Source organism: Fontibacillus forbon (assembly GCF_046559655.1).
GTDB lineage: Bacteria > Bacillota > Bacilli > Paenibacillales > Paenibacillaceae > Fontibacillus.
The window spans coordinates 13,731-27,926 of sequence record NZ_JBKGFV010000005.1; the positions used below are offsets into that span (position 1 = coordinate 13,731).

General features: G+C 50.7%; 11 protein-coding genes. 4 read left to right on the forward strand and 7 right to left on the reverse strand.

Annotation, left to right across the window (positions count from 1 at the left end; translation table 11 throughout):
- Window positions 1–12 precede the first annotated feature (12 nt).
- On the forward strand, window positions 13–1,362 hold the full coding sequence (locus ACLB09_RS18985) for an ABC transporter substrate-binding protein (protein WP_410771426.1): 1,350 nt from the start codon (window positions 13–15) through the stop codon (window positions 1,360–1,362).
- A gap of 22 nt (window positions 1,363–1,384) precedes the next feature.
- Window positions 1,385–2,977: a response regulator gene (locus tag ACLB09_RS18990; RefSeq protein WP_410771427.1), complete on the forward strand. Its 1,593-nt coding sequence runs from the start codon at window positions 1,385–1,387 to the stop codon at window positions 2,975–2,977.
- Between the two features lie 68 nt (window positions 2,978–3,045).
- Here ACLB09_RS18990 and ACLB09_RS18995 read toward each other — a convergent pair whose 3' ends face one another.
- Window positions 3,046–3,303 (reverse strand): GlsB/YeaQ/YmgE family stress response membrane protein, encoded by a 258-nt coding sequence (locus ACLB09_RS18995; protein WP_114498768.1) that lies wholly within the window; start codon window positions 3,301–3,303, stop codon window positions 3,046–3,048.
- Window positions 3,304–3,685: 382 nt separating this feature from the next.
- Here ACLB09_RS18995 and ACLB09_RS19000 point away from each other — a divergent pair, with 382 nt between their 5' ends.
- On the forward strand, window positions 3,686–7,111 hold the full coding sequence (locus ACLB09_RS19000) for a carbohydrate binding domain-containing protein (RefSeq protein WP_410771428.1): 3,426 nt from the start codon (window positions 3,686–3,688) through the stop codon (window positions 7,109–7,111).
- Between the two features lie 72 nt (window positions 7,112–7,183).
- On the opposite strand, the gene ACLB09_RS19005 is transcribed toward ACLB09_RS19000, so the two are convergent.
- Genes ACLB09_RS19005 through ACLB09_RS19020 form a run of 4 tightly spaced genes read right to left on the reverse strand, consistent with a single transcriptional unit; the run spans window position 7,184 to window position 11,543 of the window.
- Entirely contained in the window at window positions 7,184–7,957 is a 774-nt protein-coding gene (locus ACLB09_RS19005) for a VOC family protein (protein ID WP_410771429.1), read from the reverse strand.
- Window positions 7,958–8,013: 56 nt separating this feature from the next.
- Window positions 8,014–10,104: a CotH kinase family protein gene (locus ACLB09_RS19010; RefSeq protein ID WP_410771430.1), complete on the reverse strand. Its 2,091-nt coding sequence runs from the start codon at window positions 10,102–10,104 to the stop codon at window positions 8,014–8,016.
- 15 nt (window positions 10,105–10,119) lie between these two features.
- Complete coding sequence (locus ACLB09_RS19015; protein WP_410771431.1) at window positions 10,120–10,815, reverse strand: DUF4956 domain-containing protein; 696 nt, start codon at window positions 10,813–10,815, stop codon at window positions 10,120–10,122.
- Window positions 10,816–10,820: 5 nt separating this feature from the next.
- Entirely contained in the window at window positions 10,821–11,543 is a 723-nt protein-coding gene (locus ACLB09_RS19020; RefSeq protein ID WP_410771432.1) for a polyphosphate polymerase domain-containing protein, read from the reverse strand.
- A 174-nt stretch (window positions 11,544–11,717) separates the two neighbouring features.
- Here ACLB09_RS19020 and ACLB09_RS19025 point away from each other — a divergent pair, with 174 nt between their 5' ends.
- Window positions 11,718–12,968, forward strand: a complete 1,251-nt coding sequence (locus ACLB09_RS19025; RefSeq protein ID WP_410771433.1) for a purple acid phosphatase family protein — start codon at window positions 11,718–11,720, stop codon at window positions 12,966–12,968.
- 51 nt (window positions 12,969–13,019) lie between these two features.
- Here the strand turns inward: ACLB09_RS19025 and ACLB09_RS19030 are convergent, their stop codons facing one another.
- Window positions 13,020–13,565, reverse strand: a complete 546-nt coding sequence (locus ACLB09_RS19030; protein WP_410771434.1) for an HXXEE domain-containing protein — start codon at window positions 13,563–13,565, stop codon at window positions 13,020–13,022.
- A 16-nt stretch (window positions 13,566–13,581) separates the two neighbouring features.
- Entirely contained in the window at window positions 13,582–14,163 is a 582-nt protein-coding gene (locus ACLB09_RS19035; RefSeq protein ID WP_410771435.1) for a TetR/AcrR family transcriptional regulator, read from the reverse strand.
- Window positions 14,164–14,196 lie beyond the last annotated feature (33 nt).

Here is a 14,196-nt window from a genome sequence, read left to right on the forward strand (position 1 = left end):
GGGAAGACAACTGTGAAATGGTTTGTGAATTGGGGCTGGATTGTCATGTATGCCGTGGTGCTCGGCATCTCGGTATTGATTATCTCAATGAACGGCAGCGAACCGATTGAAGAGAAGCAGACCGAGAAGATCACGCTGACTTTTCGTCACTTCTGGATTAAGGAACATGACCGGAAGATGCTGCACATTTTTGAGGAAGTGGTAGATTCCTTTCAAAAGTCCCACCCTAACGTAAAGGTGAATTTCGAGGGGGTGGATCAAACCGTTCACCGTGAACAGAAGCTTAAGGGCGAGATGGTGACGGGTACGGCGCCGGATATGTTCGTACTGTTCGGCGGCGGTGAAATCGAACCTTACGTAAGATCCAATCGGCTAATGGATTTAACGGATTTCGTCCAGGATAACGGTTTGAAGGAGAAATTTCAGGACCTTCATTTATGGACCTATGATGACCGTATTTACGGTTTACCTTTGGAGGGCCACGCTGAGCCGCTCTATTATAACAAAGAAATCTTTGCAAGGTTAGGTATCTCGCCGCCCAAAACGCTCGATGAAATGGATGCCGCCGTGAAACTGTTGAAGGAAAAAGGGTACATTGCTTTTGCGCTCGGTAATGAGGAGCGCTGGCCGGCCGCGATTTTTGCCCATTATTTCATGGATCGTTACGCGGGTCCCGAGATGATCAATGCACTTACCCGAGGCGATGATAAAGAAAGTTTCAACAACAGTGCTTATCTGCAAGCGTTCATGCATTTTAAGAAATGGGTATCCGAGGGAGCGTTCAGCGAACCGGCTAACGATCTGTCCACCGAAGAGGCGATCGGGTTGTTTACTTCCGGTAAAGCCGCCATGTACGTAAACGGGAGCTGGGATATCAATCTGTTTCATAATGGGGAGGAACCGGATGACTTTCCGAACCGGGTGGGCGTGATTCCGTTTCCTACGCTGCTTCCGGATCAGCAAGGCTCGATGGCGGGCGGATACACGATCGGAATCGCGCTTTCCTCGAATCTGGACGAGATTAAGCGGGAAGCCGCATTGGAACTCATGCAAGCTTTTTACACCGAGGAAATCCAGAGAAGGATCGTGTATGAAGGGCTGCGCATCCCTTCGATGGAAATCTCCTTCGACTCCGAAAAAACGGGTCCCGTCTTTGAGCAGGTGGTGAGGTTAATGGAACAAAGCGAAAGTATTTTCCTTGCGTACGACAACGTATTGTCGCCCGAAGTGAATAAAACCTACTTGAAAGTCATAGAAGAGATTATCTCCGGCGAGATCGCGCCGAACGAAGCTTTGGATCAAATACAGGCGGCCTCAATGCAATATTGGAAGCAGCGAAATAGTTCACTGCCGGATGATTAATGGTCAGGAGGTGAGGGGGCTTATGGAAACCAAAGAGGCGAAATACCGGGTTATACTCGTCGATGACGAGCCGATTATTTTGCGCAGCTTGAAGGTGGCCATTCCGTGGAATGAGCTGGATTTGGAAATCGTGGGCGAAGCGAGAAACGGAGAGGACGCGCTCAAGCTGGTCCGCGAGCTTTCTCCGCATATGATCATCAGCGATATCCGCATGCCGGGTCTTGACGGGATTAGCCTGATGAAGGAAGTGATGGCGGAGAACGCCAAGCGGCTATTTATTTTTATCAGCGGATACGGGGAATTTGAATACGCCAGGGAAGCCCTGCGGGAAGGCGCATTTGACTATCTGCTCAAACCGATCGACCATGACGAACTGATTGAAATGATCCTTCGGGCCAAAAAGACCCTGGAAAAGCAGTCGGAAAACGACAAGTTGCTTCATTCGGTACAGGTCTTGTCCATGCTGGCGAGAGAGCGGATGTTTGCGGAGTTTTTGGAGGGGAATCCCAGCGATAATCACTTGCGGCATATGCAGTGGCTGGAGAGCAGCGAATTTCAGGAAGATTATTTCGTAGCGGTTCTCCAGTTGGATCACTATATGAAATTGTACGAAAACTGGTCCATGGAAGAGAGAAGGCTGTGGCTGTTTGCGATCCGTAACATTTTAAGCGAATGGTCTCTGTCCCACGGGGCGCTGACGGTGTTTCCTTTTCATAGCGGAGAATGGGTCATGCTGTTCCCGGGGTCCTTAAGAGATCGGAGAGAAAGTTTAGGCAACGATATTATCCAGCAAATTAAAATCAATGCCAAGCTGTCCTGTTCCGTCGGGTTCAGCCAATCGGCGGAAGGCATCGATCAACTGAGCGAGGCTTACCAGAGTGCAGTGAAGGCGTTATATCGGCGTTTCTACAGCGATCAGGAAGGCGTATTCGTTGATCCGGCACCCGAATTGGGAGCAACCAGGGAAGCAAGGTATCCGAAACATCTCGAAGCCAAAATGCTTGAATGCATTCGGACGCTGGATAATGAACGTCTGCTGATATTGTTAGACGAGACGAAAGCGTACATCGAAACACAGGCTTTCACCAAAGAGACCGCGGAACGGATGATCGTAGAATTGACGGTCGTGCTGTACCGCGAATTCGAGCAAATGAAACTGCTTTTGGAATGGTCGCTTGAAGGGTTGCTGCAGGAACTTCATTCGCTGGGTAGCCTGGGCGAGATGATCGGGGTTCTCAAATACAGTTTGGGGAACTGGATCCGGGAAAGCAAAGAATCCCAGCCCAAAGAAAATATCCATAAGGTTATCGCCAAAACGCAAGACTATATTTCTAACAATTACCACAAAGATCTCAGCATCGAGGAAGTATCCGAAATTGCGGATCTCAGCATCAGTCATTTTTGCATGTTGTTTAAGCAAGTGACCGGCTACACCTTTTTGGAATATTTAACTCAGTGCCGGATTGAAAAAGCCAAATATATATTGAAAAATAGCCAGGTTAAAGTGTATCAGATCGCACCTTTGGTAGGTTACCAGGATCCGCGTTATTTTACTCAGGTATTTAAAAAGGTGACCGGAATGACGCCTTCGGAGTATAGGGATGAGACCGCTTGAAAGACATAAACGATAAAAGAACCGCCCAAGGGCGGTTCTTTTATTTTCATGCGTCATCAATAGTATTCTTACGAACGTCCTCGTCTCATCGAACCCATAATGAGGCTTACGATAAATACAAGAACGACCGCACCGATCAACGCCGGAATGAAGTAGAAGTCTCCGATTACCGGCCCCCAGTTACCTAAAATCATGCTGCCCAGCCAGGCCCCGATAAAACCTGCAATGATATTCCCGATGATACCGCCGGGGATATCTCTGCCCATAATTAGACCTGCAAGCCATCCGATTACGCCACCGATGATTAAAGACCATAAGAAACCCATTTTGTATCACCTCTAAGTTATTAATTTGCTTGTCGTTTACTATTAACCAAAGAGGGGCTTTTTAAACAATTCGACTTTATTCCTGTTTTTGGATGTAGTTATCCTCTTTTTCTAAAATATGTATACAGAGGGTGGTGATATCTGATACAATTCGCTTGAGCGTCTTCCATAATTAAGCAAAAATAACATACGAGAAATGTGAGTGCATTTTAAATTTGATGTGAGAAGATGTACCCGAGATATGAGGGGGGATTTTTCGAAAGAAAATTCAAACGTTTGCATCTCGCATAATGGCTAAAAACTAGATCCGGGCTATTCAGTAGACGAAATTTTTATCAAAAATTCAAACGTTTGCACAAAAATGAGAGGAGACAATAATGTGATGAAAAGATTTACTCGTGCTGCTTCTTTTTTTCTTAGCCTTGTTTTTCTGGTCACCTCCATCTATGTCCTACCCGCAATTCAGCCTCAGGAAGCCGCTGCGGCAGCAGGGGATTTTACGGAGCTTACAAATAAACCCTTCAGTTGGGATAACGCTAACGTGTATTTTGTAATGACGGATCGATTTAAGGACGGAAATTCCAGCAACAACAATTCTTACGGCAGAACCAGTGTCGATGCGACCGGGAAAAATATCGGAACTTTTCACGGCGGTGATTTGAAAGGGCTTACACAGAAGTTGAACGAAGGATATTTTACCGAACTTGGCACCAATGCGATCTGGATTACGGCACCATATGAGCAGATGCACGGCTGGGTCGGCGGAGGAAATGGCGGGGACTTTGCGCATTATGGTTATCACGGATATTATGCGCTTGATTACACGATGATGGACAAAAATATGGGCACCGTGGAAGAAATGCGCGAGTTTGTGGATACGGCCCATGAAAAAGGAATTCGGGTCGTGCTGGACGTGATTATGAATCATCCGGGCTATGCAACCTTGAAAGATATGGAGGAATATAACTTTGGAGCAAGGAACGGCATCGGTTACAACTGGACGCCGGGAAACGGCCAGACTTGGCACAGCTACCATGACATGATCAATTATAACGATTCCTCCGCTTGGTCCAAATGGTGGGGGGGGTGGGTGCGTGCAGGCATCGCCGGGTATGAAAATTGCGGCGGCAGCGATTTGACGCAGTGCGTAGGCAATTTGCCGGATTTCCGCACCAATGTGACGAACAGCATTGGCCTTCCTCCGCTCCTGCAAACGAAGTGGGGAAAGGAGACCAGCGGATACGAGCCATGGATAGTTCCCGCAGCCAAAAACTTGCGCAAAGACTTGGGCGTGGCTCCGGCAGACTACGTGAGCAAGTGGCTGGCGGCTTGGGTGGAAGAGTTCGGGATTGACGGATTCCGGGCGGATACGGCTAAGCATGTAGAATTAAATCGGTGGAAGCAGCTTAAGAACGAAAGCAGCGCCGCGCTCGAAAGATGGAGACAAAACAATCCGGGTAAGCCGGGCGCGGACTGGACGGACAACTTTTGGATGACCGGGGAAGTATGGGGCCATGGGGTAGGGAAAAGCGAGTATTTCAATAACGGATTTGACTCGATCATCAATTTCTCGTTTCAGGATGCCAATATCAATTCGTTGGAAGGCATTTATGCGGATTATGCCTCCAAAATCAACAGCGACCCGAACTTCAATGTTCTAAGCTATATTTCATCGCATGATACCCGGTTGTACGACCGAAGCCGATTAATTCAAGCCGGTACGGCTCTGCTTCTTCTGCCTGGAGGCGTTCAGACGTTCTATGGCGATGAATCGGCCAGAGCTTTCGGCGCAACAGGATCCGATCCCCAGCAGGGAACGCGTTCGTCGATGGACTGGAACAATTTGAATCAGAGCGTACTATCGCACTGGCAAAAAGTAGGCCAGTTCCGCAGCAATCACATATCTGTAGGGGCCGGCAGCCACGAAAAAATCAGCGATAGCCCATATACGTTTAAACGGGCGTATAGCAAGAACGGAATCGAAGACAAGGTGGTCGTCGTTGTAGGCGCGTCGGGATCCACGAACGTAAACGTAGCTTCGGCATTCCCTGACGGCACTATGGTCCGTGACGTCTACACCGGCACTGAGGCCCTTGTAAGCGGCGGCATTGCCACCTTTACCCCGGGGACGAACGGATTGATATTGATCGAGCAAGGAGCGGAAACCAAGCTTCCGATCCTATCGGCGTCTCCTGCAGGCGGGACCTTTAAGACGGAAACTCTGAAGATTACGCTGCGTTTGAACAAGGCGGAGAACGGGAAATATACCTTGGACGGCAGCGTACCGGAGCAAGGAATCCGTTTTACGGACGGAACCGAGATTACAATCGGTGAAAATATGGCCTTCGATGACTCCGCCACATTGAGATTATATGCGGAGAATGAGGAAGGGGTATCGACGCAGCAGTACAAATACACCAAGAAGGATCCTAATGCCGGACTGACGATCCACTTTAAGAAACCGGCCAACTGGGGAAGCCCGTACTTGTATTATTACGGCACTTCGCCTAAAGTGACCGAGCCAACCTGGGCTACCGCTCCGGCCATGGTTAAAGAAACCGGGGATTGGTATTCCTATAAGATCGATGGCGTTGACAGCGTCACGGTGATCTTCCGTGACGGAAGCGGCAAGCAGAATCCGGGGCAAAATCAGCCGGGATTCGTAAGAAGCGCCGAAGGGTGGTACGACGGCACTTGGCATGACTCCAATCCGGATGGCGGAGGAGATACGATCGCTCCGACGGCTCCCGGGAATTTGCGCTCCACAGGGGCGACCGATAAGACCGTTACTTTGGCCTGGGATGCTGCGACCGATAATATCGCGGTAACCGGATATGATATTTACCGGAATGAGGCCAAAGTTGGCAGCACCGCGGCCACCACTTTTACGGACACGGGACTTTCCCCGGAAACGGCGTATGCATACACCGTTAAAGCCCGAGATGCCGCCAACAATGAGTCGGATCCAAGCGAAGCATTGGAAGTAACTACCGAGCCTGCCGGAACAGGCGGAAATAAAGTGACGGTGTACTATAAGCATGGCTATAGCACGCCTTACATGCATTACCGTCCGGAAGGAGGCACATGGACGTCCGTGCCGGGCTTGGCAATGGAAACTTCGGAGGTTCCCGGATACAGCAAGCTGACGATCGATATCGGAACGGCCACCCGCCTGGAGGCTTGCTTTAATAACGGGAATGGACAATGGGACAGCAATAATCAAAAGAATTATTTCTTCGGTACTGGAATATGGACTTACAAAGGCAATGGTCAAATCGTCGAAGGCGCACCCGATCCGACAGCCGCCAATACGGTAACAGTGTACTATAAGCACGGTTTCGGCACACCTTACTTGCATTATCGTCCGGAAGGCGGTGCTTGGACAGCGGTTCCGGGGGTGAAAATGGAAGCCTCCGAAGTGGCTGGATACAGCAAGCTTACAATCAACATTGGAGAAGCAACCCGTATAGAGGCCTGCTTCAATAACGGAAATGGGCAATGGGACAGCAACAACGGAAGAAATTATTTCTTTAACGCTGGGACGTGGACCTACACGGGCTCCGGCAACATCCAGCCGGGAGCTCCGGCAGCGGCCACTCCGGCGGCGGATGTTCCTAGTGGGCTTGATTCCATCATAGAACCCGAAGCTTCGGTTGAGAGTGATGTCCCGGTGGAGCCGGACAATCCGACTGAACCGGAACCGGAGATTCCGGTGAATCCGGATGTCTTGGCGGAACAGGGACAGTCATCGGATTCATGGACTTACGGTTTGCAAAGCAGCAAATGGTGGAACCGCTTCGCTGCCTAACGTTACAAAAAAAGAACCCTCTCTTGGGGGTTCTTTTTAGTTTGGGTTAAACGCAGCAATTATGTCTCATTTTTACTGTACTTGGGGGAACTCCCTCCCGTGAAGCTTCTCCCAGTCCTCCAAAAGCATCAATTTCAGTTCAGGCCGAGGAGCATCTTCCAACATGGCAATCAACTCCACGGAATGACCGTCGGGATCGTCAAAGTAAATCGATACAGCCGGCATGAAGGGAAATACAACCCATTGATCGGAACTCTCGCCCCAAAAATTTTCGGAATGAATTCCCAAGCCCTGCAAGTAGCTTCGCGCCTTACTTATATCGCTAAGATTCACCCTAAACGCAAAATGCTGTCGTTGAACAAGGGGAGAAGGATAGTTTTCACGAATTCCCAGCATGGATTCCCCGGGCTTCCCGACCCAATAAAATTTGGACTTACGGTCAGGGTCTTCGTGGAGCGGAACAATATTGAGAAGTTTCTCGTAAAATTGTGCCGATTCGATATAATTGCTGGCATTGATGTGAGTTTCAAAAATCCCTTGAATCATTAGTTCAGCTCCCTGGTGGCTCCCTGGCTGCAAATGGGAATTATTGACCTTCATTGTACCAGATTGAATGGGTAAAACCTGCAAAAGTACATCAATTGGAGCAGGCGTGCACCAAGTTTGGCTAAAATCCTGCAAAAATGCATGATTTTTTGGTTGAGTCCAGACAAATGCCGTTCTATGCGTAAAAATACTGCACAATCGCAGCAATTTATCTGTTCCAGCCAAAAAGACTTGGAAAAGCTGTACTTTTGCAGGAAAGTCCAAATTTGGGCTGACTACATGGCTTGGACACCCCTTCATGCATGTAAAAAACCGCCAGGGAGTTCATCGAACTCCGCTGACGGGTTACTATACAATCACAAGCGTCTTCTTTTGAAAAAGACAATGAATACGCAGGCGAGCAGCAGAATCAGCAGGGATATACCTGCAGTAGCAGCTTCATGGGGATTAGTCTGCACCTGCCGGTCGTTTCTTTGGCCTAATCCGCCGGGGCCACCGTTCCCGCCCATCGGACCGCCGCCTCCAAAGCCGCCCCCCCGGCCCCATTGGGCGCCGTTCGCTGCTTGGCCGCTCGTGTTGCCTTGGCCGCCAGCTCCGTCTGGCGGTTGCCCGCCGGTCATCTGGCCGTCCGTAGCGTCCGGCGGCGCTTGCGGCATCTGCCCGTCAGCACCGCCTGGCGGCTGTGGTACTTGGCCCCCCGCCCCACCCTGCGGAGCCTGAGGGTTGGCGTCTCCGCCAGCCGCACCTTGCTGGGCTTGGGCGCCCCCAGCGGCGTCAGCCGCTGCGTTACCTTGGCCGTCAGTTGCTCCGCCTTGCGCTTGCCCGGTTTGGCCGGTTTGGCCGCCACCGGCCCCGAAAGCGCCGCGATCGCCGTCTCTGCCACCGCCCATCCCGCCGCCAAATCCACCGCCGCTGCCGGAACCGTCTCCGGATGACGGAAGCGTGCCGTCCAACTGCTGCGATATGTTCTTCACCTGGGAGGCATTGGTGGAGATCAGTTTGGGAACAGCTTGTTCAAACTCTTCATACGTATAGAAGGGTCTAGGATCTGCTTTGACATAGGAAGAGATCATTTCATGCACTTCGTTGACACGAGTCGTGAAGGCATCGTCCGCAAGGAAGCCGTCCACAGCTTTCTGAAGGATGGAGTGGTACATATCCTTATATTCTTCGACGGCCAACAGTTTTGCTACCAGCGGCCGCTCGGCAACCGCGCCTTGCGTCGGTTCATCGATCAGCAGGCTGCTGCCGCCTCTGCCTTCAGGGGCTGCCGCCGCTCCGGCTTTCCAGGCGCCGCTAGCTGCGCCTGTCTCAGCGGCATTGCCCGCACCGGCTTGATCGCCGCCGGCTTTCGCGTCTCCGGCTGCACCGGCAGACGCACCCTTGCCGCTGGCAGCGCCGTCGCTCGCCTCGCCGCCCGTTGCGTTCGCGCCGGCTTGCCCGGTGCCCGCGGCGTCAGGTCTGGCGCGGTCGGCTCCGCCGAACCCGCCGCCCATGCCGCCACCGCCTCCGAGGCCGCCGAACGCCATGTTGTAATCCCACGGCAGTACGGAAAATACGCCGTCGTCCTCGTACAAGTAGTAGTTCTGCTTATTGCCGCCGATGTAACTGTCGCTATTATTGGTTAGCACATTCAGGGCGATATAGCCGAGCGATTCTTCCACATCCAGCACTTTTTCGTAATCCGATCCGTTGTTCAGCTCATCGAGCATATCGATCAACACGTCGCCGTTCGTCGTGTCCGATTTCAGAGCCAGCCCGGTATATAAATCGGGATCGTCGCCGAGCCAGGACAAGTCGCTGCCGCTCCCGGTCATTTCGCCCTTATAAAGCGCTCCGTAGGCATTTCCGAAGTGCCGGTTCAAATACGCGTCGCCGATCTGCTCCACGGCAAGATAGAAGCCCCACAGTTCGTCGTTGACGTAGACATTAACGAACGAATATTTCGGTGTGGGAAGCCCCATCTCTTCTGCCAGTTCGTAGGTCAGAAATTCGCGCATGGAGGTGGCGTCGCTGTAATTGTTGTTCAGATTGATTTTGCTGATGCCGTCCAAAGTCTGGTTGAGATATTCGTCAAAAGAGAGCTTGAAGCTGTAGCGGTCCGAATCCGGCATCTGCACGACGCTGCGCAAGCTCAAGTTGCCTTTGGTCCGGATGCCGATATTGTCAAAATGCTTGCCATTGTAATCGACCGAAGCCGTTTTGTATTCCTCTGCGCTGGCATTGTCCAGCATGTCCTGAAAATCTTCTTCATCGATCGTGATTTTGACGTCGACGACCTTATCCTTGGGAAAAACCTCCTCATCCAGCTTCTGTTCTTCCTTCGATACCGCCGTGTTTCCGGAGTCCTTGTTCTGAACCGTACCGCTACAGGCGGATAGTCCAAAGATCAGCAGCAGCGAGCAAAAGGATAGAAGAAGCTTTGAAAGGGTTCCTTTCATCTTCATCTTCTTCACCTCGTTTTAGGATACGTAATCGCCGTTGTAGCTGATCAGGACGGCATTCTTCACCCCGCCGAGCTCGGAAATCTGATTGACAAACCGGCCTTCTCCATCGCGAAGGCGGATTTCAAGCGTCATCTCGATGTTGCCTGGAGCAACGGTTTTTTGTTTGACGTTGTAGCGTTTAACTAGGCTGCGCAATTGAGCGTGGATCAAGCCCTCGCTTTCATCGTTGTCGCAGTTCACGACCAGCAAGTAAGGCGTTTCCACCGAGGTATTCTTGATAAACAAGAACATCACGAGCCCGACGATGACGGAACCGATCGCTGCAAGGGTAAAGAACCCGGCGCCGGTCACGATGCCCGCAGCCGCTGCCCAGAACAGGAAGATCAAATCGGTAGGGTCCTTGATGGGGGTTCTGAAACGAACGATCGACAGGGCTCCGACCATACCGAGCGACAGCACCAGGTTGGAGTTAACGGCGATGATGATCATCGCGGTAACCATGGTCATGCCGATGAGCGACACGTTGAAGCTTTTGGAATAAAGTACCCCGCTGAATACCCGCTTGTACAAAATGAAAATAAACAACCCGATGATGAATGAAATGCCGAGGGTTATCAGAATTTTGGAGATACTGATATCCGAAGTGAAATTGTCCATAATGGAATTTTTGATAATATCGCTGAAATTGGTAGACTGATTAGTCGTGTTCATGAAAATTATTGATCCTCCCAGGAATTCATTTTTAAATATTTGCAACAGATGACGTACTTTGAAGCGGATTGCTGACGTAGTCCTTCCATTTGCAGGGCGGTCCGGATCACTTCAGGAAGAAATTCGTCATACTTGACTTCAAGAATAATGAGATGATCGTCAATGGCCGGGACGGGCCGCAGCGACCGGTCGAAAATATCCGTTGCGTGCAGGCCAGTGCGGAGCTCTTTGTCAAACGTAATCCGGACATTGCCGTTTGCGCAGACGTAGGGTTCGCGTACATAATCGACGATGACCTTGGGACGAAGAAAGTTGAGCTTCATTTCCCGGTATAATTCCATCATGAACGGCTTATCCGTCTGGTGGAGTACTTCATAATCGCCGTTCAATATGTCATCATACATTTCCCGGGTCAACGGTTCCTTCACTTTGGCGATGTAATCGCCCTGTTTGATTTTTTTCTCGAAGTGAATGATATGGTCGCCCCCGTTATAGATGCGGATCCGGTATTTGCGGCGATCGCGGAATCCTCCGAGTTTTTCGGACAAGGCGGAGCTGTCGATGTCGTCAAAATATAAGCTGCGAATATGGTATTCCCCGCCCCGGTCCGCATGCTTGTCACGCTGAATCAGATGCTTCAGCCGCTGGCTGATGATGTAATATTGATGGCGGTTGATCAGGAATTTAAGCTCATGGCGGAATTTAAGATTTTGATAGACGGTATTCAATGCTACTAACACCTCTTTTCTCTCGCTTGTTCACAAAATTCATGCTAACAAGGTTTGCTGATTTCTTACTTAACGGAAACTGAATATAAACTGAAAGTTTTTACATTGCGTTGACAATTGGATGTAAAAGGTAAAAAATCGTAAGAAACGCGGCAACTTGGGGAGGCGAGCGAGATGAGCATAAAAAAACGCGGTATCGGCACAGGCGGATTGGCGCTGTTGTGCGTCGTTATATTGGCGGGTGCGGCGATGCTCGAAATGTGGAAGGATCGCGAACCGGATAAGAATCCCGGATATGGCAACACGGCGAAATCCTTAGTGACTACTTTTAAAGGAGACCCGAAAACGTCCCGGGCTTTTACCTGGTATTCGCAGAATGCGGAATCGCAAGGATTTCTGCAATTGGCAACCGGAACGGACGTTAGAGAGCTGGAAAAGAGCGATGCTCTAACTTTCGAAGCCGCCTCCTCGGCCATTATGCCGGAAGAAGGACGGCAAGAAACGGTTCATAGGGTGGAGGCGACCGGACTAAGCCCGGGGACTGCTTATATTTATAGAGTCGGGGATGGTACGGAGCAAGGTTGGAGTCAGCCTGCCATTTTTACGACAGAGGGCACGGACGAGACTAAGTTTACTTTTCTGAATGTCACGGATTCGCAAGGGGAGATGGAGGAGGACTTTACACTATGGGGAAAAACGCTGGACAAGGCCTTCGAAACGTTTCCCGATGCGAAATGGATAATTCATAACGGGGACTTGACGGAAGAGCCGGAGGATGAGGAGGCATGGGACTATTTTTTCGGAAAAGCCGCTCCCTGGCTGCCACGGATTCCGCTGATGCCGGTGACCGGCAACCATGACGAAGTGAAGGGACAGTCGGATCGGTTTGCCTCGCATTTCAATTTGCCGGAAAACGGGGCGGAGCGTTCCGCCGCCGGAACGACGTATTCTTTCAATTACGGGAACGCCCACATCGTCGTGTTAAACACGGAATCCAACATCAAAGGGCAGACGGAGTGGCTTCGGCAGGATTTACAGAACAGCGATAAGATTTGGAAAATCGTTGCCATCCATCGCCCGGCTTATGGGGGGAACAGGTACGAAAAAATCAGCGATTGGGTGTCGGTGTTTGATGAATCCGGCGTCGATCTGGTGCTGCAGGGCCACAATCATGAGTACTCCAGATCCTTTCCGTTGAAAAACGAGGAAATCGTGGAGCAAGGGGAAGGGACCGTTTATGTTGTGACGAATGCATCCGGATCGAAATTCAATGACAAGAAAAAGGACAAGTTCTATCATGCGGTCCATTTTCAAAACGGAAAGCAGATGTTCGCGGGGATTGCGATCAACGGGAATACGCTGACTTATCAAGCCTATGATGTGGACGGGAACAAGTTGGACGAGTTTGTATTGCAGAAGCATTGATTCAGGACTTCGGTCGGCATCTGCACTCCAGAAGCAGTCTATATAGAGGCCTCAAGCGCTTACGGATTGGTCTCTTCCTTTCAAGAGCAGGATTATTCCGATCGGAACCAGAATCAGCATCACGCCCAAACTCCACAGAAGATCTCCGGTGGTTACGATTTGGTCGGAGAGCAGGCGGTAGTAAGCGTAAAGCGAATAAGGGAGAACCGGAAAAATCGCGGTGGCGACGCCGGGAGTATATTGCTTCAGGTACAGCGTTTGGCCGATATGGGTGAACACATGCAGGAAATACAAGTGCAACGCCGCCAAAAATAGCAGGTAGAAATCGAAGAAAACGGCCAGCATCGTAACAAGAACGATGATCGAGTATACCCACAATACGTCCTTGGCGAAGTGAAACGTGTTCATTCGAAGGGAGGATTGGAACGCTCTTCTGGCGAAGCCGGGCAGGGATTGCCGGACACGATCACCGTGCTTTAAGGCCCATTTTTCGACCGTTAATATTTCTTCGAAATCGTGAAACAGGAACGTCACGGGAAAAAGCCACAACAGGCTTAAGAGTTCGATATGCTCATTTAAAAAGCTTAGAAGTTGCATAAGAACATCTCCTTTGTTAATTCCGGCGAATCAGGATGCCTTGCAGAAACAGCTTGGCGGTTTGGCGGCCCAATTCCGCTGCGTCCTTTTCCCCGGTGGCGCTGTAGCGGTAAATCAGGCGTTCCACGGAGGCGACGACCGATTCGGCAGCCAGCTCGGGCTCCACATCCGGGCGAACGATGCCTGCCTGCTGGTTGCGGACCATGTTCGCGCAAATCTGCTGCACGATTTTGTCCCGGATCGACATGCCGTCTTCGGTTTCGAGCAAAGCGATTCGGGTTAAATTGGCGTTCTCGCCCAGCAGCGCAAACAGACCCGTGAAGGCCTGAATGACGTAAGCCTCAAGCTCCTCCGGGTTTTTTCCGGCAGCACCCCGGCCCGCATCGGTAAACGGAAGCAGCCGGTCTTCGAATTTTGCCAGCAGTTCCTTGAGGATTTCATCCTTGCTTTTAAAGTAAAGGTAGAATGCGGCTTGGGTAAGCCCGGCATTTTTGACGATTTGACTGACTGTCGTTGCATGAAAGCCTTTTTGCGCGAAAAGCTCTTCGGCGGAAGCCAGCAGCTTGCTTTTGCTTGCTTCCCCTTTGGGAGTTAACATGAAAACATCCATCCTTTTTATAACTAATTAGTT

Bases quoted from the DNA above. Each gene is read 5' to 3' on its own strand.
- ACLB09_RS18990 (WP_410771427.1), top strand. From the start codon at position 1,385: ATGGAAACCAAAGAGGCGAAATACCGGGTTATACTCGTCGATGACGAG.
- ACLB09_RS18995 (WP_114498768.1), bottom strand. From the start codon at position 3,303: ATGGGTTTCTTATGGTCTTTAATCATCGGTGGCGTAATCGGATGGCTT.
- ACLB09_RS19000 (WP_410771428.1), top strand. From the start codon at position 3,686: ATGAAAAGATTTACTCGTGCTGCTTCTTTTTTTCTTAGCCTTGTTTTT.
- ACLB09_RS19005 (WP_410771429.1), bottom strand. From the start codon at position 7,957: ATGAAGGGGTGTCCAAGCCATGTAGTCAGCCCAAATTTGGACTTTCCT.
- ACLB09_RS19010 (WP_410771430.1), bottom strand. From the start codon at position 10,104: ATGAAGATGAAAGGAACCCTTTCAAAGCTTCTTCTATCCTTTTGCTCG.
- ACLB09_RS19015 (WP_410771431.1), bottom strand. From the start codon at position 10,815: ATGAACACGACTAATCAGTCTACCAATTTCAGCGATATTATCAAAAAT.
- ACLB09_RS19025 (WP_410771433.1), top strand. From the start codon at position 11,718: ATGAGCATAAAAAAACGCGGTATCGGCACAGGCGGATTGGCGCTGTTG.
- ACLB09_RS19030 (WP_410771434.1), bottom strand. From the start codon at position 13,565: ATGCAACTTCTAAGCTTTTTAAATGAGCATATCGAACTCTTAAGCCTG.
- ACLB09_RS19035 (WP_410771435.1), bottom strand. From the start codon at position 14,163: ATGTTAACTCCCAAAGGGGAAGCAAGCAAAAGCAAGCTGCTGGCTTCC.